At 63.0% G+C, this 21232-nt stretch carries 24 protein-coding genes and 1 pseudogene; 23 read left to right on the forward strand and 2 right to left on the reverse strand.

Going from position 1 to position 21232, the window contains the following annotated elements; all coding sequences use genetic code 11:
* Positions 1–13: 13 nt before the first annotated feature.
* Positions 14–1072, reverse strand: coding sequence for a MucR family transcriptional regulator (locus tag CA833_RS20365; RefSeq protein WP_207080983.1), 1059 nt, complete (start codon positions 1070–1072; stop codon positions 14–16).
* A 192-nt stretch (positions 1073–1264) separates the two neighbouring features.
* Between CA833_RS20365 and CA833_RS20370 the strand changes: the two genes are divergently transcribed.
* The 4 genes and pseudogenes from CA833_RS20370 to CA833_RS20385 all read left to right on the forward strand — a co-directional run bounded on the left by CA833_RS20370 (position 1265) and on the right by CA833_RS20385 (position 4003).
* Positions 1265–1750 carry a hypothetical protein gene (locus CA833_RS20370; RefSeq protein ID WP_207080984.1) on the forward strand — a complete coding sequence of 162 codons (486 nt, stop codon included), beginning with the start codon at positions 1265–1267 and terminating at the stop codon, positions 1748–1750.
* Positions 1743–2357, forward strand: coding sequence for a hypothetical protein (locus CA833_RS20375; protein WP_207080985.1), 615 nt, complete (start codon positions 1743–1745; stop codon positions 2355–2357). Before CA833_RS20370 ends, CA833_RS20375 begins: the two co-directional genes overlap by 8 nt.
* A 98-nt stretch (positions 2358–2455) precedes the next feature.
* Positions 2456–3154: pseudogene (locus CA833_RS20380) on the forward strand (hypothetical protein).
* A 3-nt stretch (positions 3155–3157) separates the two neighbouring features.
* Entirely contained in the window at positions 3158–4003 is an 846-nt protein-coding gene (locus tag CA833_RS20385; protein WP_207080986.1) for an N-6 DNA methylase, read from the forward strand.
* Here CA833_RS20385 and CA833_RS20390 read toward each other — a convergent pair.
* A complete protein-coding gene (locus tag CA833_RS20390; RefSeq protein WP_242526561.1) occupies positions 3985–5760 on the reverse strand; it encodes an ABC transporter ATP-binding protein in 1776 nt (591 codons plus the stop codon). The genes CA833_RS20385 and CA833_RS20390 overlap by 19 nt on opposite strands.
* Before the next feature lie 184 nt (positions 5761–5944).
* Here CA833_RS20390 and CA833_RS20395 point away from each other — a divergent pair, with 184 nt between their 5' ends.
* From CA833_RS20395 to CA833_RS20485, 19 genes are all read left to right on the forward strand, one after another.
* Complete coding sequence (locus CA833_RS20395; protein WP_010336362.1) at positions 5945–7141, forward strand: hypothetical protein; 1197 nt, start codon at positions 5945–5947, stop codon at positions 7139–7141.
* A gap of 84 nt (positions 7142–7225) precedes the next feature.
* Complete coding sequence (locus CA833_RS20400; protein ID WP_010336363.1) at positions 7226–7441, forward strand: hypothetical protein; 216 nt, start codon at positions 7226–7228, stop codon at positions 7439–7441.
* Between the two features lie 41 nt (positions 7442–7482).
* Positions 7483–9210 carry a PRTRC system ParB family protein gene (locus tag CA833_RS20405; RefSeq protein WP_029547501.1) on the forward strand — a complete coding sequence of 576 codons (1728 nt, stop codon included), beginning with the start codon at positions 7483–7485 and terminating at the stop codon, positions 9208–9210.
* Positions 9211–9244: 34 nt separating this feature from the next.
* A complete protein-coding gene (locus CA833_RS20410) occupies positions 9245–9658 on the forward strand; it encodes a PRTRC system protein E (protein ID WP_010336366.1) in 414 nt (137 codons plus the stop codon).
* Between the two features lie 54 nt (positions 9659–9712).
* Positions 9713–9919, forward strand: coding sequence for a PRTRC system protein C (locus CA833_RS20415; RefSeq protein WP_010336367.1), 207 nt, complete (start codon positions 9713–9715; stop codon positions 9917–9919).
* A gap of 11 nt (positions 9920–9930) precedes the next feature.
* Complete coding sequence (locus CA833_RS20420) at positions 9931–10158, forward strand: hypothetical protein (RefSeq protein ID WP_010336368.1); 228 nt, start codon at positions 9931–9933, stop codon at positions 10156–10158.
* Positions 10151–11182, forward strand: a complete 1032-nt coding sequence (locus tag CA833_RS20425) for a hypothetical protein (RefSeq protein WP_242526562.1) — start codon at positions 10151–10153, stop codon at positions 11180–11182. Before CA833_RS20420 ends, CA833_RS20425 begins: the two co-directional genes overlap by 8 nt.
* The gene (locus tag CA833_RS20430; protein WP_010338825.1) at positions 11131–11961 is read left to right on the forward strand and encodes a PRTRC system protein B; all 831 of its coding nucleotides are present in this window, start codon (positions 11131–11133) and stop codon (positions 11959–11961) included. The genes CA833_RS20425 and CA833_RS20430 overlap by 52 nt, the downstream gene beginning before the upstream one ends.
* On the forward strand, positions 11958–12617 hold the full coding sequence (locus tag CA833_RS20435; RefSeq protein WP_010338824.1) for a PRTRC system protein A: 660 nt from the start codon (positions 11958–11960) through the stop codon (positions 12615–12617). Before CA833_RS20430 ends, CA833_RS20435 begins: the two co-directional genes overlap by 4 nt.
* Positions 12607–13413 (forward strand): PRTRC system ThiF family protein, encoded by an 807-nt coding sequence (locus tag CA833_RS20440; RefSeq protein ID WP_010338823.1) that lies wholly within the window; start codon positions 12607–12609, stop codon positions 13411–13413. The genes CA833_RS20435 and CA833_RS20440 overlap by 11 nt, the downstream gene beginning before the upstream one ends.
* A gap of 35 nt (positions 13414–13448) precedes the next feature.
* A complete protein-coding gene (locus CA833_RS20445; RefSeq protein WP_010338822.1) occupies positions 13449–13682 on the forward strand; it encodes an antitoxin in 234 nt (77 codons plus the stop codon).
* A gap of 3 nt (positions 13683–13685) precedes the next feature.
* Complete coding sequence (locus tag CA833_RS20450) at positions 13686–14087, forward strand: type II toxin-antitoxin system VapC family toxin (protein WP_010338821.1); 402 nt, start codon at positions 13686–13688, stop codon at positions 14085–14087.
* A 191-nt stretch (positions 14088–14278) separates the two neighbouring features.
* Positions 14279–15136, forward strand: coding sequence for a hypothetical protein (locus tag CA833_RS20455; RefSeq protein WP_207080987.1), 858 nt, complete (start codon positions 14279–14281; stop codon positions 15134–15136).
* Positions 15137–15154: 18 nt separating this feature from the next.
* Complete coding sequence (locus tag CA833_RS20460; RefSeq protein WP_207080988.1) at positions 15155–15613, forward strand: hypothetical protein; 459 nt, start codon at positions 15155–15157, stop codon at positions 15611–15613.
* A 480-nt stretch (positions 15614–16093) separates the two neighbouring features.
* On the forward strand, positions 16094–16636 hold the full coding sequence (locus tag CA833_RS20465; protein ID WP_207080989.1) for a hypothetical protein: 543 nt from the start codon (positions 16094–16096) through the stop codon (positions 16634–16636).
* Positions 16637–16881: 245 nt separating this feature from the next.
* Complete coding sequence (locus CA833_RS20470) at positions 16882–17373, forward strand: ABC-three component system protein (RefSeq protein ID WP_207080990.1); 492 nt, start codon at positions 16882–16884, stop codon at positions 17371–17373.
* Positions 17370–17858, forward strand: a complete 489-nt coding sequence (locus CA833_RS20475) for an ABC-three component system middle component 2 (RefSeq protein WP_207080991.1) — start codon at positions 17370–17372, stop codon at positions 17856–17858. The genes CA833_RS20470 and CA833_RS20475 overlap by 4 nt, the downstream gene beginning before the upstream one ends.
* A complete protein-coding gene (locus CA833_RS20480) occupies positions 17851–19719 on the forward strand; it encodes a hypothetical protein (RefSeq protein WP_207080992.1) in 1869 nt (622 codons plus the stop codon). The genes CA833_RS20475 and CA833_RS20480 overlap by 8 nt, the downstream gene beginning before the upstream one ends.
* Positions 19720–19938: 219 nt before the next feature.
* Positions 19939–20999, forward strand: a protein-coding gene (locus CA833_RS20485) for an IS630 family transposase (protein WP_207080371.1) whose coding sequence is annotated in 2 segments (ribosomal slippage) — positions 19939–20431 and positions 20431–20999 — 1062 coding nt in all. Because the reading frame shifts where the segments join, the coding sequence is not laid out codon by codon here.
* Positions 21000–21232: the final 233 nt, after the last annotated feature.

Here is a 21232-nt window from a genome sequence, read left to right on the forward strand (position 1 = left end):
CACCCTCTTCTAATCATTCCGGGGATGCCGGTGTATCAACCTTCGCTGCATCTTTCTTAACGGCATTCGTACGCTTGCTGGGAGTCTTGGTTTTCGGCGATGCGGCGGACTTAGCGCCAGTGACGATCCCGAGCTTCTTCTTCTTGGGGACAGGCGCGGACGATTCCGTTTTCGCCGCTTCAGGAGTCAGGGTTTCCGGAGTGGTCGACGGGGCGGCAGCTTCCTTGGCAGCGGCGGGCTTCTTCGCACCGCTGGACGTTTTCGGGGATGCCTTCTTCGCCGCCGGTTTCTTTGCGACAGACTTTGTGGCTGCACCCTTCGCCTTTCTGGGCGCGGGTGCTGGCACAGGCGCTGACGCGGCCGCATCCGAGACGGTCGGTGTGGCCGATGCCATGGGTGCGGCTTCCGGCGTCTCGACGGCGATCACGGGAGCCTCGCTGGCCGACTTGGTGTTAGCCCCCTTTGCGCGCGAGCGCTTGGGCTTTTCCGGCGCCGCTGCAGGCGCTGCTTCCGGCGTTTGCCCGGATGTAACACCAAGGGCCTCGTCACCCTGCTTTACCGCACTGGCCTTGCCGGGCGTGCGCTTCGGCTTCTCTTCCTTCACCGGGGCGGGCGTCGGAGCGGCTTCCTGTACGGCCTGTTCGGCGACGGGCGCCTCCTTCTGTGCCGTTTCGCTCGCCTTTCTTCCAAGGCCCAGCTTTGCAGCGACGGCACGGCGGTGCTCGGAATAGGCGGGCGCCACCATCGGATAGTCCCGCGGGAGCTTATAGCGCTCGCGATACTCGGCCGGGGTCAGCCCGTTGGTCGCCAGATGCCGCTTGAGCGTCTTGTACGGCTTTCCGTCGAGCATGCTAATGATGTGCTCGCGAGAACCCAGGCTCTTGCGCACCGATACGGCAGGAACATGCTCGACTGGCGCGGGAGTTTCGGCTTCGCCCTTTCCTTCAAGCGCGCCGCGTGTCGCTTCGATGATCCCGGCGATGTCGCCGGCCGGCACCTGGTTGTTTGAGAAATAGGCGCTCAGTAACTGCACGGTCATTGCAGTGAGATCGGGCTGCTCGGTATCGGCCACGCAAAAACTCCAGGCTAAGGGAAGGCAATAGGGAAGTTGGCTCTTGCCGAAAAAGAATTGCCGAAGAGCTAAGCCTGTTCCCGCGTCTCATGCAAGTCGTCAGTGAAACAAGCCCGTCAGTCCGCGGAAAGGGGAGGGGGAGGAGTAGAGCAGAAGGCCAGTTGGAGGTCTCGCTATTCCATGAGGAGCAACATGGCGAACTGCGTATCCGCGGACATCCCGATCGGCGGCAGACTTGCCCGATCCTGCTATTCCGAACTGATCGAGGCGATCAGAAATGACGATCCGGCTGTCGATTGGGACGGCACGCCGTTCGATCCCGGCGATATCCCGGTCGGTAAACCGCTCGCGCTGATGGATCATGATGTCGCCAATGGCTGTTTTGAAGAGATCGAGGAAATTTGTCGCCGGCACGGTCTCCACTATGTTCGCTGGTCTGGCGCTTCTCCCGGAAGCTTCCCGTCGGTTCGCATCGTTTACACGGGTAACGGCGAACCACAGCAATTTCTGACGACCGAGGAAGACGAGCAGGTCTTCTCCATCGAACGCATCCGGGAACTGGGAAGCATCGAAACAATCGAAGCGGACTATCAGCGCGCGCGCAGGAATCCGCCTCCTCTGGTGATCGTGGACGACGAGCCCATCGATGTCGTCATCTCGGAGATCACCGATGGCTGATCACTATGTTCAGGGCTCGGTCGTATTCACCTGTACAGCGCGGGAAGCCGCACTGGTCGAAGAGGCGTGGCAGCATGCCGCTGACCTCGACAACGAGCTGGCGCCAGGCGACCCGAGCGCAGAATTCCTCGCGGCTTTCCCGCCGGTCGAACTGGGCAACCCTTTCAATGGCCTGCTGGCGATCTTCGATGATCCGCGGTTTCCTCAGTTCGGCGCCGAGCTCCGGGTCACCGGAGCCGATCCGAGCAGGGTGTCGATCTATGGTGACAGCGATTTTCAACCGGACGCCATCGCCGCGCTGATCCAGCGCTGCTGCCGGCAGACGCTGGGTGAAGCGCCGATCCGCTTTACGTGGAGCTATGGCTCCTCGCGTCCCCGGCCCGAGGATACGGGCGGCGGATGGTGTGCCATCTTCGCCGACCGGATCGAATTCGGCGACGCTGCCGAGGGACTGTCGAAAGCGCTGCAGCCCGCTGCCGATCCCTGGACCGATCACCCGCTCCATCCCGTGTCCGACTGGAAAACCGAAGTCGCCAATGACGAGACCCGCCTCGGCTATCTCGACTGGATCGCCGCACGGCAAAGCTCGGCCGGTGCGGCACCTTAAACCCGATCGCCTCGTCATCCGCATGACGTGAAGCGACCGGCAGCGAGGACGCCGCCGCGTCCCGTCGCGCCATTCTTCCGCAAAACAAGGACAGACCCATGACCGACGTCACCGCGCCGGGTGCATCCGTGCGCCTCTATAGCCAGACCGATTACGACGAACGCGGCAATTTCCAGTACCAAGGCGATCTGTACCGCTCGCGCGAGGATTTGCCTTCTCTTGCGTCACGGATAGGCCGGCATCTCGCCGACCATTTCATCCTCACGCGCTTCGCGATCAGCACGAGTAAATTTGCGGGCGGCCGCAAGGTTACCGCCGAAATCCTCGATACGCCTGCCGACCTTACCGACCGCGATAGGCCTAACGCGTTCATCGTCGAAGTGCGCGACCAGATGGAGCGGTTCGGTTTCACGTGCGCCAATGCGCTCCAGGGATTTCACAGTTGCTCCTTCTTCTGCGAAGCGCGGATCGGGCGGGCCTACTGGGCGGCGCTCGCGAAGAGGCGCGGTCCCAGAAATCCGGTCGAAGCGCTGGTGTCGCTTGCCGCGTTCAAGTAGCGGGTGAAGCCGGGCGACAGCCTGAAACTCATCGATGCGCCGGCGGGCCACCGATCACTGGGAACGACCCGCACGATCACGAAGGTACGATCGGGCGATCTCATCCTCGAAGGCAGGAGCCATCTCGATTTCCCACGCGCCACTGCCTTCGCCTGCGACGGCAAGCTGGTGCGCATTTCCATCGGCTCGGATCACGACCCGGATGCCCATCTGCTGTATGAATGGCGAGCAGCGGCCTGAGCGATGGCCGCCCCACCCCTCGCTGCGGACGAGTCCGCAGCCCATGCCCCGCATCTCAAGGCCATGCGGAAGCTCCTCGAGCGCTGCCAGCCGCGCCACGATATCTACACGGTGTTCGGGCACTGCATGGAGGCGATAGCGATCGCGATCGCCAACAGCGTCGACCTGCGCGCGCGTGCGCGCCGCGAAGCACGTTACCTCGACATCGTCGGGCGCTACGGCACCGACGTCGTCGAAAGCTTCCCACGGGTCATGGCCGAACTCGCCCGGGCGCTGGAAGCGGGGATGGGCGATGTGCTCGGCGCGCTGTTCCATGATCTCGAACTGCACAGCAAGGCGAAGGGCCAGTTCTTCACGCCCTATTCGCTCAGCAGGGCGATGGCGGACATGCTGATCGGCGATACTGCTACCGTTCGGGAAACCATAGAAAGTCGAGGGCATCTTACCGCCATGGAGCCGGCATGCGGTTCCGGCAGCATGGTCATCGCGCTTGCCGACGCCCTGCGGTCCCAGGGCATCAATTATCAGCGCCACCTCCATGTGACCGCGATCGACATCGATCCCCGCGCAGTCCACATGGCCTATGCGCAATTGTCGCTGCTGCATATTCCCGCGCGCCTGATCGTCGGCAATGCCCTTTCCGGTGAAATCCGCGAACAGTGGTTCACACCGGCCCATATCCTTGGCGGTTGGACGGCCCGGCTTGCGTCAGCGCCGCAGGACAAGACTGCGATCGAAACGATCCCTCCTGTTGTGGCTGCCAAATCGGCCTGCTCGTACAAGGAGACCAACACGGCCTCCGACTACAACAGGCCTCCGACGCTACCGCGTCAGCTCAGCCTCTTCTGATCCGCCTGTTGATCATCGGAGCATATTGCCGAGCGTTCATCCCACCACAATTTCCGGTACGTTCGGTGACAATCCATAAGCTCCGGATGCGTGCCGCAGCCTGCCAGGCGTCCGCCCTCCATGAACAGGACCTGGTCTGCGGCCTGCGCCGTCGCCAATCGATGCGTGATCATGATGAGCGTGGTTGCCCCGCCGGCTCTGCTCCGCAATTTCGTGATCGCGTTCGCCTCGCTACGCGTATCGAGCGCGGAGGTGCTTTCATCGAGGATGAGAACCGGCACATCCACGCCTGCCAGCCGCGCGAGCTCCAGCTTCTGGACCTGGCCTCCCGAAAGACGCTCGCCCTGTTCTCCCAGTTCCATCTCGAAGTCGATCGGCCTGCCTGGTTCATGAAACCGCCAAAGGTGCAGCAATTCCTCGACATCGCCGATCGCCTGGTTCGCCGGGGGATAAAGGATGTTCTCGCGCAGCGACCGGTTGAACAGACCGATGAACTGCGGCGCATAGAGGATGTAACGATGCCGCTCGGCCCAGGGGATCGTCGCGATATCTGTCCCACCCACCGCGATCCTGCCGGAAGAGTGTTCAAGTACGCCTGCGAGAAGCTGGGCGAGCGTGGATTTGCCCGAACCGTTGGGACCAACGATCGCGACGAAAGAACCAGCCGGCACATGCACAGATATCCCGGCCACGCCGGGCATGCCCTCGCCGTAGCGGAAGCTGACGTTCTCAACTGAGAGATCGGCCCGATCTGTGGGATGGGGCTTTGAGGCGGTCTCCATTGCATCGACTGTCGAAAACGTCAGGACATCGCGAATATTGGCGATCGCCACCCCCGCCTGCGCGAGGATATACCCGAGCGAACTGAGCGGCACGGTCAGCCGGAAGGCGTACGTCTGGAGCAGGACGAAATCGCCCGCACTCATGCGACCCTGGCCGACATCGAGACCGGCGAGTAACAGTAGCGCCACGAGACCAAGCCCGACCACACAGAACTGCAGCGCGGCCATGATCGTGAGCGAACGGTACATGCCGGCCGCCGCGTGCCGTTTCGAACCGAGGGCAGCGCCGGTATGCCGCAGTTCACGGTCGAGCGCGCCATTCAGCACCACGCGGCGGGCATTGCGCACGATATCGCCAATCGTGCGCGAGACATGCGATGCCGCCGCATTCGTCGCCTCGGCGTGAACGCGGTGACGCCTGGCTCCGAACCAGGTCGCGGCGAGAAATCCCACCAGCGTCAGCGCCAGGATCAGGACATAACGCGGCCGGATCAGGCCGGCGATCACCACGAGACTGGCCAGGGCCTGGAGGATCACCGGCCCGAGCCGCCAGATCAGACCCTCGACGACCAGCGTCAGGCTATAAGGCAGGCGCTCCAGCATGCCGGGAACGCGGCCGCTGCGGCTATCGCGCGACGCGGTGATCTCGGGCAGGGCCGCGGCGAGCGCGCGGATGGTGTAATGCCGCGCCAGCGCATCGACCATTTTCGCGGTGCACGACAACCTCGCGGTCTCGAGGATCGATGCGCCCGCCCAGCATCCCACGAACAGCATCACCATGACGAAGAGATACAGGAGTGATTCCGAGGGACCTGCCAGCATGTCGATCAGGAGTTTGAGGGCGTAGGGTCCGGTAACGCCCATCGCGATCACCAGTATTTCGAGGGCGAGGGCCTCGACCAGGCTTCGCCTTGCGCCGAGGCGCACCGACAGCATCAGCTGCGTCAGCCGCGCCAATATACCAAATGTCGTCACTGCACAGACCTCCTGGCGATCGATGAGCCAGAAGGAGGATTTGGAACGCGGCCGCTATCCTAGCGCCAATTCAGCCGCTTTGGAATGCGCGCTCCCATGACCCGGAAAGGGGGGAAGGGGGTGCGGGAAGGTGACGGGAGACGTGGATCGTCCCGTTACCCTCAAGCTCAAGGAGAAGGTTCCCATGGCGAGCATGGCCCGCATGACCGACACGCCCCCCGTGTCCGCTCCCTATCGCATCGACGTCTCGCGCGGCGGCCGCAGTGGCCGCGTATCCTCGGAATGGTTCTCCAGGCCCGACGACGAGAAATTCCTCTCGCTCTCCAGTCTCTACGACAGCGTGCGAGCCCGGGCCGATCGCTCGACCACCCGGACCGTCGAAAGCCGCGCGATCCGCGTCGAGGCGAGAAGTGATGATCCCGAACGGCTCACGCTGATCGCACCGGGCGACGAGCGTCCACTCACACCCACCAACTGGTCCTTCGGCCAGGTCGCGAGCCTCGTCGGCGCCCCCGCCTCCTATCTGCGCCAGCTGCCCGCGGCGCTCGCCGGTATCAATCTCCAGCACGGACTTGTCACCCACAGAGGCGAACAGGTCAAAATATTGCAGACCGACGATGGCCGAACAGAACTGCGTGCCGCGACCGGAAGTCAGTATGGCAGGGTGTACGACTGGGAATTGATACAGGCCATCATGGCATTCGCCGGGGATGGCGTCGGCGATACACGATGGAAAGTCCCAGGAACGATCGATTGGGGAAGCATGCGCTATAACCCCTATGTCGATATAACGAAGGAGACGACCACGCTCTACGCTTCGGACAGGGATGTCTTCGTATTTCTGGTCGACGACACCCATCCGATCGAGGCCGGTAAACTGCCGAACGGCGATCCCGACCTCTATTTTCGCGGATTTTATGCCTGGAATTCCGAGGTCGGCTCCAAAACCCTTGGCATCGCGACATTCTATCTGCGCGGGGTGTGCGCGAACCGGTGCCTGTGGGGCGTCGAAAATTTCGAGGAAGTGAACATCCGCCACTCGAAGTTCGCCGGCGCCCGCTTCGCGCACCAGGCCGCCCCGGCGCTCGAGCATTTCGCGAACTCCTCCCCGCAGCACTTCATCACCGGCATCAACGCCGCGCGCGAACGTATCGTCGCGCGCAAGGACGAGGATCGCGACGCCTTCCTGCGGCGGCGCGGCTTCTCGAAAACCGAGACGACGAAGATCATCCAGACGGTCCTCGCCGAGGAAGGGCACCCGCCCACGAGCGTCTATGATTTCGTGCAGGGCATCACCGCGGTGGCCCGCACGAGGCCGCATCAGGACAGCCGCCTCGAACTCGAGGGCAAGGCCCGAAAGCTGCTCGAACAGGCGCTCTGAGGCGCACTTCCCGATCCGAATTTTCCCGCCATCACCCGCTCCGGTTTTCGACCGGGGCGGCTATGCTCATGAAAGGATAAGGCCATGCGTGCCCAGTCCGATGTTTCCCTTTCCGATTTCACCGTGGACGTCGCCTTCTTCAGCGACGGCGAGCACTATGCCACCCAGAGCTATACAGTTACCGCCTCGACCTGGTTCAGCGCCCGCCAGCAGGCGCTGCAGATGTCGGTGAACAGCGCCTATGACGACCCGCGCATTCCCGGGCTCACCCGCACCGCCACCCTGCGGTCCGGCTCGTGACCCGCGCTCGTACCCGCCGCCTCGGCACCGGGATCTCCGCGCTGATCGCCGCATCGCCCCCGCCCGCCACCACGCTGCCGCTCGCCAGCATCAGCGCCGGATATAATCCGCGCCGCTATTTCGACAGCCGAAAGCATGACGAACTCGTGGCATCGCTGCGGCTGCGCGGAATGCTCCAGCCGATACTGGTTCGTCCCGTCAGGGAGACGGGTGAGGGCTATCTCATTGTCGCCGGGGGACGTCGCTACCGCGCGGCGCTCGAAGCCTTCGGGCCCGAGGGCGAAGTCCCCGTCATCATCCGCGAGATGACCGACCAGGAGGCCCTCGAGGCGGCAATCGACGAGAACGACGTGCGCGACGACGCTTCGGAAACCGAGCAGGCCGATGCGGCGGTCCGCGTTCTTGCCGCCTGCCAGGACGATCGCGGCGAAGCCGCTCGCCGGCTCGGGTGGTCGAAAACCAAGCTCGATCGCCGCCTTGCGCTCGCGGGTCTCTGCGAGCCGGTCAAGCACGCGCTCGACGAGCGCCGGATCAAGCTGGGTCATGCCGAACTGCTCGCCGCCGTTCCCGCCGACAAGCAGGAGAAGGCGCTCGAGACGATCCTCGCCTCCGGTCTTGACGTCGGGAAGACCCGCGACCTGCTGATGCGGGTCACCCAGGATCTCGCCCATGCCTGCTTCGATAAGAGCGAGTGCCTGGCCTGCCCGTTCAACTCCGCGGCGCAGCGCGCCTTGTTCGAGACGCATATCGAGGACGGACATTGCACCAATGCCGGGTGTTTCGAGCTCAAGACCCAGACCGCCGAAATGATCCGCTTCGAACAGGAGGAATGCGCTGAAAAGGCTGCGCGGACTGCGAAGGCTTCCGTTGACGACGATACCAGTGGTGATCAGGCCGAGGCCGAGATCGACGCTATCGACGATTCGAATATCGATGTCGATGCTGCTGACGCTGCCGATGGTGGCGAAGACGGTGTCGTGGATGACGACAGCTGGGACAGTGGCGGGAATTCGCTCGATCTCCGGGATGAGCAGGCCGCGTATTCTGCGAATGATGCCGCGAAACCGACAGCGCCGACCGCCGCGAGCGATACTGGCGCCAGGAAGCCGGACACGCCGAAGTCCCCCGTCACCGCCCGGTCGATCGCGATCCGGACCAGGGAACTGCGCGAGGCGACCTGGCGCACCGCGCTCGCCCGCGCGCTCGCCGCTAATCCGGCCCATGCCGAGGCCACGATCCTGGTCGCCGCGATGTCCGGTACGCTTCCGGAGATCAAGGCGGAGACATTGCGCGGGCGTGCCGGGCTACTGGTCGGGGCGTCCTTCCCCGATCTCGATTTCAGCGAGAAGATCGCGGAGGTCCAGGCGCTACCGGAACCACAGGCCGCGACAGTGCTGTCCGCCATCGGCGCGGCCTATGCGAAGGATGTCACCAGTTTCGATCATGTCGCAGACCTGGCGCGGGTCTTCGCCGTCGACCTGCGCGACGCCTGGCAGGTCGATAAGACTTTCCTCGAACGCTATTCGAAGGAGGAACTCAGGTTCATTGCCCGCGAATGCGGGCTGATCGCGCACATCGGCGAGAAGGCGTTCGCGAAACTGCTCGGCCAGAAGAAGACCGATCTCATCGCCGGCATGCTCCACGCACTCGGCTTCGAGTGGGCAGGGCGTCTGCCAAGCGCCATGACCCTCGACGGCGCATATGGGCCACCGCCTGCGAGCCCAGTTGCACGCGCTAGCGAGGTTCCGATCACGGACCTTGCCGCCTGAACGCTCCCTCGCTCTTCCAGAAGGATGTCTCCCCATGCTGATCACCAGCCTGCTCCCACTGCTCGCCCGCTATTCGCTCGGCTGCGATCTTGTCGCCGGGCCCGAGGGCATGGTCACGCTCACCATCATCCCGCGCATGATCCAAGGCGGCGGCCGCAAGCCCGACGCCGGCGAACTCCGGCCGATCTCGCTCACCGCGAGCGCCGCCGAGATCGACGCCGAACTTGCGCGGGGCGAGGACGGCGCGCTCGGCCAGCTCATCGCCGGTCGCAAGGCGCTCGCCGACCAACTGGAAGAGCAGCGGCAGGCTACCGAAGCCGCTCGCGCTGCCGCGGCCGCGAAGGCCAAGGCTGCGACACCGACACCGACACCAAAACCGGCGAGCGCGCAGGCTTCCGGCAGTCCGCCGGCCGACGCCAAGCCCGAAGAGCCCGCCAGCCTCTGGTGACGCACGGCGCGAAGCACTCGCTCCATCTCTCCCGTCCATCCTCTGGAGACAATCATGCAGATCGATCATCTCACCCGAACCTATCGCTATGACGGCATCGACCTGCCCGTCCCGCCGCATCTCGCGCAGGACCCGGCCGCGCTGCGCGCCTATCATGCGACACTCTACCCGGCGATCCTCAACGCCGAGATGGTCGACGCCGGGGTCATGGGCGGCGCGCATGTCACCGAATATCGCCGCGCCGTCGGCACCAAGGGCTGATCCCGGTGCCGATGGCGCCGCGACGCCGCGGCGCGACCATCCCGCCGGTGCTGCGCAAAACCCTCCTGGACTGGATCGAGACGGACGATGGCGACACTGCCGGCTTCACTCCGCCCGCCTGCAGCTCCCGGGCCCGAGCCCTCCATGCGCGGATCGTCGTCGACCCGCAGGGCGGCGCGGGCGAGTCCCGCGAACCGCTGCAGCCGCCGGCCGGACTTCGCCTCCCGCCGCTTGGCTGATCTTGCCAGTGATCTTGCGGACGATCTTGCGGGCAGGGCCGTCGCGCTATCGCCCGATGTCCCGGCGATCTTCGACGCGCCGCTCGCGCCCCATCACCGGGTGATCGGGCGCTGGGCCGCGTCCCGGGCACAGGATGCGAGAGCCTGTACGCGGCTCGAAGCCCGTCGCCACATCGAGGCGGTGTTCGATCCCGCTGTGCGTGAAATCCTCGACCCGATCGATATCGTCGATCTGCGCATCGCTGTCCTGGGCAGCGAGGCGGATGGGCCGCCCGCGATCGCCATCATCTGCGACAGCATGGGACAGATGGACCTCGGATGGATCGAAACTGGCGATGCGCCCACCGCCTGGCGCGCCGCCGCCTACCGGGCGCTCGAGCAGACGCTCGGGCGGGTGCTGCCGGTCTTCAGCTACCAGGATCTCTTCGACGAGATGTCCATGTACTACTGGGAGGGGGAAATCGATGACGAAGCGGCCCGCCGCAGCCTGATCGCATGTCACGGCGCGGACGCCGAGGATCTCGACGGTCATATGCTCCCTTCGCAGATGAACGAGCGCCGCCCGGGCTGGATGATCGCAGCGAACGCGGCGCCGCCGAGCCGGCTTCCTGCTGCCTTGCGTCGCAAGCTGGCGGAATTGCATGCTGCGCAGGAGGTGCTCGGTAAATTCGCGCGGGAAGCCGGGGCCTGGTACTTCGATTTCGAGGTCGCGAGCGCATATCTCCCCGGTATCGAGGGATGCGCCTCGTTGCCGCCGCTGACCTTGGTTCCGTTCGTGCCGTTCGCCCGCGAACTCGACGATGTCATGCGCAGCGGCATGGAAATGGGGTTCACGGATATCGCCGGTATCTGCCCGCTGCCGGATGTGGCCTGCATCGACGACTGGTTCGCCTCACTGCGGCTCGGCGCACAGTTCCTCCTCGCGGTCCAGAACCTTATCCGCTTCGATCCCCCCAAGCCCAGGAGCCACCCATGTCCGACCATAGCACGCACTTCGAAGCCAGCGGCGGCGGTCTTGTCCTGACGAACGCCATCCTGCTCTATACGAACCAGGCGCCTCGGTATCTCAAACCCTATGGCACCTCTTCGGTCGATACGGCTGCCTTCGCCAGCATCCATGCCGTGGAACTCGGTGGCGATGGCCGGCCGACGATCGCGGCCGGGAGCCCGCTTACGCGCGCGCATCTGCGGCGATGGTCCGAGGCGCTTGGCCGTACCGCCCAGCCCGAGCTTCTCCCCGAACATGTGCTGGTCGCTCATCCCGACATGCTGGCCTGGTGGGTGCCGGGGCAGGTGCGCCCGGCCCATTTCGCGCTGTCCGATCCTCCTGCCGATCTCCATGCGCTCGCTGGGCGAACGACGCTGCCGGTTCCCTATCCGCCCCATTTCCTGATCGCCACGCGCCATGGGCTTGGCGTCTATGCGCTCCCGGCAAATGAACGCCCGAGCGCCGACACGCCGGTGCTGCACTCGCCGATCCTCAACGTCTTCGTCGACGGGCGTCTCTGCTGGGGCAATATCCCGAAGCCCAGGGTTCTCGGCATCGCCTCCATTCCCGCCTATGAGAGCGCGCTGTTCGACTCCTGGTCGACGCATCCCAATCCCGGGCAGGACCGGACGATACGCGGGAAGGGCGGCCTGGTGCGGCTGTGGGACGATCTGGCAGCGCGCGGAGCCACCCTGTTTCCGGTGAGCCGTCTCAAGCCTTTCGGCGCCGGCACGCGCGCGCAGGGGAGAAGCCAGCGAAGGCCCGCCGTCTGCGCGGTGACGGTAGGCCGGCTTATCGCACGCTCACGGGTATGACGATGCTCGCCGATGATGCGACGGCAGCGGCGGTGCTTGACGCCATGCCCTGCTATCCGGTGCCGCCATTCGGCAAGGCACCCGCCATCGAGACGCTGCGCGCTTCTCGCGTCGGCCATGGTCTCGCCATCGGCCATAACGGTGTGATGCTGATCCTGCGCCGCCCCTGGCTGGCGCTGGACGTGCCGATTGCGACATCCATCGTTGCCTATCTTCCTTATGGCAGCGTTGGGGCACCGCGGGCCGATCTACGCTGTGGCCTCGTTCCGCACGCCTTTTACGAAGAGGTTCTGGGGCATCTGCGTAGCAAGATTCCTGACGAGGCCGCCGCATTCATCCTGTGGAACGAGGCGACCCGTGAGTTTGCCGTCGAGTTCCCCGAAATCGATGAAGCGACGCCGACACGACTGGTCTATCGCACGCCCAGGCTGCGGCCCGACTGGCACATGGTCTGTGACATCCACAGCCACGCGCGCGGCCGTGCATTCTTCAGCGCCACCGACGACGCCGATGATGCCCATGCCACCAAGATAGCGATCGTCTTCGGACGTCTCGACCATCCCGACGGTCCCACCATGGCTGTGCGGCTCTGTGCGGGCGGTATGTTCCTGCCCTTGCCGCGCTGTCCCTTTGCAGGAGCTCCCGATGCAGACTGATCAGGCCCGGCGGCACTATCTTCCTGCCGGCTTTGACGATCGTGCGATCACGATCCTGCTGGTCGGATGCGGCGGGAACGGGGCGCAGATGCTGATGGGCCTTGCGGCGCTCGACACCGCGCTGCGCGCGATCTCCTCGCGCTCGCTCAACGTCACCGTGGTCGATGACGATAATGTCACCGAGGCGAACCTTGGGCGTCAGCCTTTCTACCGCTGCGATATCGGCCATTCCAAGGCGCGTACGCTGACCGAGCGCATCAACCTCGCGCATGGACTTGCCTGGGAGGCGGTTCACGGACGCGCTCCTGAAGCGATCGGTATCGACGGCTTCGATATGCTCATCAGCTGCGTCGATACCGCTGCGGCCCGCCGGGCGCTGGGGGCGGCACTGCAGACCGGCAGAAATCCGCCCCTCTACTGGATGGACCTCGGCAACCGTGCCGGCGACGGCCAATACCTGATCGGCTGTCCGCGACGCACCAGTCACAGCGATCGCCCTCGTCTTCCCTCCGTGCTCGAAGTCTTTCCGGAACTCGCCGACGAAAGCGTGGCTGAAGACGATGCGCCATCCTGTTCGGTCGCCGAGGCGCTCGAGCGTCAGTCGCTGTTCGTCAATCGCGTCCTGGCTAGCCATGCGCTCGCGCTGCTCTTCGATCTTCTCGGGCGCGGTTCGATCGGGCATGCCGGGGCCTTCATCAATCTTGCCGGCGGTCAGACCGTGCCGATACCGCTTCCCTTCGCGAATGGCGCATCACTTGCGGCAGCAGCCGAACACGCAAACATCTTGCATTCGTAGGCTGTATAGGCTATGTCATATGCCAAGGAGTCGCCATGAACCTCGAGCGTCACGTCAAACTGTTCAAGAACGGCCGTAGCCAGGCGGTCCGCATTCCCCGTGAGTTCGAACTTCCGGGCGAGGACGCCATTATCCGCAAGGAAGGCTCCCGCCTGATCATCGAACCCGCCCGTCCGCGCTCCCTCCTTGCCGTTCTCAAGACATGGGAGCCGCTCGATGAAGAGATCGGCCCGATCGAGGACCTGCCCGCAGAACCGGTCGACATCTGATCCATGTTCCTGCTCGATACGAATATCCTGTCGGACCTGATCCGGCAGCCCGATGGCATGGTCGCCCACGCTATCGCCGACGTCGGCGAGGACGCGGTTGCGACCAGCATCATCGTTGCCGGCGAACTGCGCTATGGCGCAGAAAAGCGCGGTTCGCCGCGCCTGAAAAGCAAGATCGAGGATTTGCTGTCTCTCATTGCGGTGCTGCCGCTCAAGGGCGATGCCGACGCCTGCTATGGGCGTCTGCGTGCCGACCTCGAGCGTCGTGGCACGCCGATCGGCGCTAACGACATGCTGATCGCCGCCCACGCGCTCGCAATCGGGGCGACCCTCGTTACCGACAACATCCGCGAATTTGAGCGGGTCGATGGCCTGCAACTGGTGAACTGGCTCCGAACCACCTGACGCCCGGTTCGCGCGGCGTTACCGGTCTGGTTCTCGTGGTCAGCGAGCATGAAGAAGGGAAGGGAGAGGGCAGAAGGGTGATCCCAGGGAGATCGCCCCATGCTCACCTCGTACTGTCGGTGTCGGCAGCCCTGCCACTCGTGGCGCCCGGCTGAAGCCTTCGTCACCTCATCGATGCCGGGACTTGCGGCGTGACGACCGATCCTGCCGCCTCCGATCCTGCAAGCGCGGCTTGCTGGATCGCGCATGGCCGCCGCCCCGAGCATGCCGATGTACTGGCATCGGTATGGACCGACTATCCGGACCTTCCTTCCGATGCACCGCTGCATGAACGCACGGCGCGCAGCCGCGCGCGCGTCGCCGCGCTCCGCCCCTTCAATGATGCCATCCGCGAGGAAGCCGAACGCGAAAGACAGCGCACGAACTTCGCCTGCGTCGCGAAGCGCGTAGCAAGCGGCCAGATCAGGCCCTTCGATCAGGCCATCCTCCAGGCACGCGCCGAGCATGGCTATAACTGGGACGCTGCAGTCCTCTATGCCCAGGGACGTTATGCGGCAGAGCAGGGCTGGGAGTCTCGCGATTTCTCGGCGCCATCGGGTGAAACCTCGCCCGCTTACGCCCAGGGGTTCCGCGATGGCGGTGGTTGTTTCGAAGATCTGTTCGACGTGGCCAGGCGCTCCTACGCGGCTGCCATGCGACAGGAGGACCGATTCCCGGCCCCCGGAAAGGCTTTGGTTTCACGGCCGACTCCGAGCAGTTGGCCGTCTCCGACAGACGCCCCGCGTCCCGCATTATGGTCGAAACGCACCGTGATCATCGGTGCTGCCACTGCATCGAATGCCGCAGCAGGCTTGATGACCATGCTCCAGGCACAGCCCGGGCATGAAATGGCGCATATCATCATAGCCGACGTCGGTCGGGGCTTTCGTGCGTGGCGCAGTGCGGAGCCCGCCCAGACCGGGAATCCAGCAGATCAGTTACGGGCCTTGTTTGCCGGGATCGAACCGGACGACCTGCTGATCATTGCCGATGGCGAAGATCTCGCTTAAATAGACCGACATGCCGGCATGCTTCCGCTCTGCCGGACCATGGAGCGCACGCGTAATTCGGCGATCCAGCAGCGCGCGCAATTGCGCGCCTGGCTCGAGCGCGGACTATGCGAGGGCGAGGTCCTCGCCGGCGGCCATATCCGCTGGACCAAGCTCGCGCAGGGGCTGTCCGGCCGCCTCGGCGAATTCGTCGCCCGCTATGCCCATAAAGCCCAGCCACGCGGACACCGCCTCGTTATCGAACTACGCGATGGCGATCCCGCAATCGGCTTCATGACGCCGCAGGGCGAACTGCTGAACCCCGAGGCGATCATTACCAACAAAGCGCATATGCGCAGACACATGGCGGCGATGCTGCGATGCTTTGCAGCCGCCATTCCGCATCACCGCGACATGGCTGCCCGCACAGCGCGACCAGACAATCCGGGAGTACCCCCCATGAACGAGATCACCAGCTTGCCCGTCATGCCGGGCTAGGACGCGCAAGCGGCAATCCTCCTGCCGGGACCGATTGACGATGGCCGTTGAACCGAGCGGGGCACAAGCGGACTTCCCGAGATTGAGCCGCGCCGAAATCCGCAACGCCATCCCCACACTTCCCGCTGCGTGCTTGTCGCGCTCCTGCCCGGTGACCTTCAGAAGGATGCCCGTGCGAAAGCACACCAGAACTGGAAACGGTATCGCCGCTTATGCCGGGTACGTTTGGCGAAGCCTTGATATCCTCCCGACAATCGCAGTCTGATACACGAGCTGTTACCGCAACCGAGTATTCCGGTTGAAACCACTCCTTGGCTGCGAAAGCCTAGCTCTGGCCGATTGCCGACCCGCAGCTTTAGAGGATGCGGCGCGGGACAGCTGCCTTTCGCGCCGCTTTGCAGATCACTGAATCGAATAGGTTTGATTGCGAAAGAAATTTCGGCCAATTGTCTCGCCAGTGCAAAGGGGAAGCAGCGGGCGATGGCATTTAATGAAGATCGTCTGATCCTAAACTTAACGCACAGCGAACTCGAGGATTTGATCAAGAAGTGGCTGGCAAAGGTTGCGGATACCTATGCCGGATTTGAACGCCCCACGGCATCTGCTGACATGGGCCGCGACGCTGTTGGCTATCTCTCTGCGTACCGGTACGATGGCGAGTGGCACAATTATCAGTGCAAGCACCTGAAGGCGTCTCTTGGAAAGGCTGAGTTCGTGACCGAGCTCGGCAAGATCTTTCACTATGCAGCGCAAGGCGAGTTCACGCTGCCGACCAGCTATATATTTGTTTGCCCCAATTCGGCGGTCCGCGACGTGAAGAAGGTCATCGACCGACCTTCGCTCATTGCAGATTTCCTGATCGATAATTGGGACGCATATTGCCTCAACGGCATCTCGACCACGCCCTGTCCACTGACTTCAAAGATCGAGGCGGCAATCCGCTCATACCCGTTCGAAAAGGTCGAGCTTTGGAAGGCGAGCGAGCTAGGTCGTAAACTCATAAACGGCACCATCGAGGTTTGAGGCAAAATGGCTCAGCGGCAGGAGGGAAGGCGCTGGAATATGTCGATATTTCAAGACTTCCCGACGCAGCGCTGGGCCATTTTGGTCAAATCCCGCAGGGACACCCAAATGGCTTCCATCTCGAACCGAAGCTGCCTTGGACGGGCAACCAGCCCGCCCGGCGGCAACTTCGGCCCGAGCTGTTCGCCATTTGGGCGCCTCGATGGTGCCGTTTATGAGTTTACGACCTAGTCGAGAAGCCGCAAATGCGGGCCGTGCTGCACGAGCATCTTGATATCGATCCTGGCGAGGCACCACGTGTGGCGCGGGGCGACGTACCGGCCGATGTGACCGACGAGGAATCCCCTTACGTGATGCAACTCGTGGCGGTATTTGCCTGCGCTGGCGGCTTAGCCTTCGCGAATTACACGGATGTCGTTGCCAATATCACCTACGGCCCCCAGATGATCAACGCTCGCCGCCGATATCTCGAACGTCAGGCGTTTCGTCGCCATTTTCGCGACAATCTGCCAGCAAGCCAGATCGACAATGTTGATGAGGACGTCCACGAGGGCGTCATCGATCGCTACCACTCGCTGGACAAGGCCCCGCTTTATGAGAGGCTCACACAGATCATGACGACCGCCTCTACCGTTCAGGTCACCGGTGCTCTTGGTCGTCATAATCGCGTGACAGCTAGCGTCAAACAGGGCGCGTGCCATCACTTCGCGAATGTCGGACGCATGCCGTGGGCGTGAGTCTACCCATCGCCAAACCGCAATTGTTTAATACGCCGCTCGAAGCCGGCGTACGGGCGCTGCTCATTCTTGACGCCTTTGCACCCCGCGCCTTCGATCTCGCCACGATGTCGCTGCTGGACTATTACATCGTCCATACCGGCGATGCGGGCGGCCCGCCGAGCTTGCACCCGGAGATCACTGCCCGAGCCGGCGAATATTTCGTACGGCGCCATCTTATCGAAGAGGGGCTTCTGCTGATGGCCCGCGCATCGTTGATTGAACAGGTCGTCAATGACAGCGGTATCGCGTTCCGAGCGCACGAAACGGCGACAGCGATGATAGACCTGTTCGGAACTTCCTATAACAGCCGCCTTGCCGAAGCGGCCAAATGGCTGGCGCTTGAAGTCGAAACCAAGGGCGCCGAGGCGTTCCTTGCGGAGCTTAAGGAAGGTTTGGAACGCTGGTCTCACGAGATCGTCGGCGGAACTGTCGACAATGTCTGATCGGCGCAGGATCATTATCGACCGGCTGATGTTCACGGGGCCGGAGCGTGCTTCGGTATTCGTCGATTTCCGAACGGGCGTGAATATCATTTGGGGGGCCTCGAACACCGGTAAATCGTTCGTACGCAAGTCGATCGACTATCTTCTGGGCGGAGAGCTTCCGACCCTGCCGCCCGAAGGCCAGGGGATCGATAATTACCTTCTCTGGCTCACCCTGCCCGGAAACAAGAAGGTGACGCTAAGGGCATCTGCGCTGGGCGGCAACCTCTATAAGGCCGATGGACATCTCGAAGCAGTAAGCGAGGGGTCGCCCGGCTATGAACTTTTTTCGCGTAAGCATGTAAGCTCTTCCAACGTGTCGAGCTATCTGCTCTCTAGCGTCGGCTATCGCGAAGCGCAGCTCCTGAAAAACGAGCGGGCGGAGAAGGCGCCGTTCTCGCTTCGTGTAGTCATGCGCTACCTGCTTGTCGACGAGACGAGAATGATCGACGAGAAGAGCCTACTTCTCGCGCACCACATCGCGATCACCTCGGAAGACAAAAGCCTGCTCAAGTTCCTGCTTACCGGCGTCGATGGCTCCTCGATCCCGCAGGTACGATCCGGGGATCAGCTCAAAGCCGCGAAAGACGGACAGATCGAGCTCCTGTCCCAAATGGCCGATCAGCTGCGTAAGGTGATCGACGACGCCGTCGCGACCGACGCGGTGGTTGCCGGTCTCGAAGAAGCCGAACGCGAGAAGGCCGAGTTGCTCGAGGTGGTAGAAGAGCGGCAGAGCAATCTCGATATGCTGACGCTCGACGAGCGCAGCCTCCTCGATGAAGTCCAGAGATATCAGGCACGCATCGCAGAACTGAAGGCTTTGATGATTCGGTTCGAAGAACTTGCGCGCGTCTACAGCTCCGACATCGATCGTCTTGAAGGCTTGGAGGAAGGTGGCTTCCTGCTGCAGCGATTTGCTACGATCAATTGCCCGCTGTGCGGGGCGTCCCCTGATCATCAAAAGCAAGATCATGGTCTCGGCGGCGTCGAGGAGCAGCGCCATGCAGTCGAGGTCGAGATAGATAAAATTCGGGCTGAGGCACGCAATCTTGACGCCGCGCTCGCCGATGCCGACGCCGAGATCGTCGAGGTGGGGCAGCTCATCAAGGCGGTCGACGAGCGACTTGCCGAGGTGCGGCTTGCCCGAATTGAAGCCGCGCAGGGCGAGGTTTCTGCCCGATCCATTTTCCTTAGCGCCAGTGCGCAATGCGAGAGGCTTGAAGCCGACTTGGACAACCGGCGCCGAGTCTCCGCCTTCGAAGCTCAGATCGCGCGCATCAAGGCAACCACGGTACAGGCGAGGCAGCGCGCCGAAGGGATCGATGTTAATCTCGACCTCTCGACCAGCGAGTCGCACCAATTAGCAACCGTTGTGAAGCAGGTCTTGAAGGCATGGAATTATCCCGGTGCTGAAGCGCTCCATTTTGACAAAGGGGATCAGGACATCGTTGTCGATGGAAAGCGTCGCCGCGACAATGGCGCCGGGGTGCGTGCGCTACTCCACGCAGCATTCAAGGTTGGAGTGCTGATTTATTGCATTGATAAGGGGCGGCCGCATCCGGGGTTCGTGATCCTGGACTCACCGCTTTTTGCTTATCGCCCCGCAGAAGAGGATCGCTTCGAGGATCTAGGCGAGGACGAAATGGAATTGCGCAAGGCCGATGTGGCCACGCACTTCTACAGGCATCTCCAAAGCATGTCAGACCGAGCGCAGTTCATCGTGATTGAAAATCATAAGTCCGATCAAGGCGTTGTTGCGCCATACAACAACTATCAGTTCACCAAGAACAAGAGTATCGGACGCGCTGGTCTGTTCGTCTGACTGAAGGTTCGCACTAAGCCACAGAGGTCCGCTTCGGGGCTGTGCATTCTTGAGGGGAAAGGTCGTTTTGGGGCGCAAACCGGGCGCTCTGTAGAGCGTCCGAGTCGACCGCGACTGCAGACCGGCCGACTTATACCAAAACCTGTGGAATCTGACTCACGGAGGGTATGCGGCCGGGGCATGACGTGATTCACCATCGCAAACGGTTGGAGTTTTGCGATGGCAGCGCCGGTCAGACTTCGAGGTGATTTCAGTTCTGCGCAGGTTCGGGCCTTTGCTCGCCGCGCCAAGGATGCAGACCAAGTTCGCCGTCTGCTTGCGATTGCGACGATCCTAGACGGCGGCAGCCGAAGCGAGGCCGCCAAGGTCGGCGGGGTCACGCTGCAGATTGTCAGGGACTGGGTGCTGCGCTTCAACGCGCATGGCCCTGATGGTCTCGAAACCCGCAGGGCGCCGGGGCCGGATACCATCCTCGACGACTGCCATCGACGCGCGCTGGCCGAAACCATCGAAGCGGGCCCTATTCCTGCTGTTCATGGTGTGGTTCGCTGGCGGATCATCGACCTCGTCCAATGGCTATGGGAGGAGTTCGAAATCTCGATCAGCAAGCAGGCGCTGGGGCATGAACTCCGGACCATGGGCTATCGCAAGCTCTCGGCCCGGCCACGCCATCAGGGGCAGCGCCCTGAAGATATTGCCGCTTTTAAAAAGCCTTCCCCGCCCATCTGGCGCAAATCCGAAGGCGCCTGCCCAAAGGCACCCCGATAGAACTGTGGTGGCAAGATGAGGCCCGGATCGGGCAGAAAACGCAGATCACCCGACGCTGGGCCAAGCGTGGCACCAGACCCGTTGCGCCCCGTGATCTACGCCGGGCTTCGGCCTGGATCTTCGGCGCAATATGTCCTGCTGAAGGGAAAGGTGCGGCGTTGGTCATGCCACGCTGCAACAGCGAGGCCATGGACATGCATCTGGCAGAAATCAGCAGCCAGGTCGCACCCGGTGCTCACGCCGTGCTCATGCTCGATCAAGCCGGGTGGCACATGTCCGGCAAACTCGACATTCCGGCCAATATCACCCTCCTGCCGCTGCCGCCCAAGTGCCCCGAACTCAACCCCGTAGAAAACGTGTGGCAGTTCATGCGCGATAATTGGCTCTCGAACCGCATCTTCTCGTCCTACGACAACGTCGTCGATCACTGCTGCCACGCCTGGAACCGCCTCATCGATCAGCCATGGCGCATCATGTCCATCGGGTTACGCCAATGGGCGCATGGGTCATGATCAGAGAGTCTTGGTATTAACCGTCCTCGTATCGCTGATGTTACCGTGAGTGTTCGAATAATGCACAGAGGCCATCTGGATCGCAGGCGCCTGGCAGCGCGCCGATAGCCGCTCTACGGCAATGCGGCGAATAGCTCCGTAGCAGGCTGATTGATGCGTGCTTTACCTGCCGGCGACTTACGCCTCCCCTGACATAGCCGCCGATTTCCCACCCGTATCGTGGGGCATGTATG

The organism is Novosphingobium sp. KA1, from assembly GCF_017309955.1.
Taxonomy (GTDB): domain Bacteria; phylum Pseudomonadota; class Alphaproteobacteria; order Sphingomonadales; family Sphingomonadaceae; genus Novosphingobium.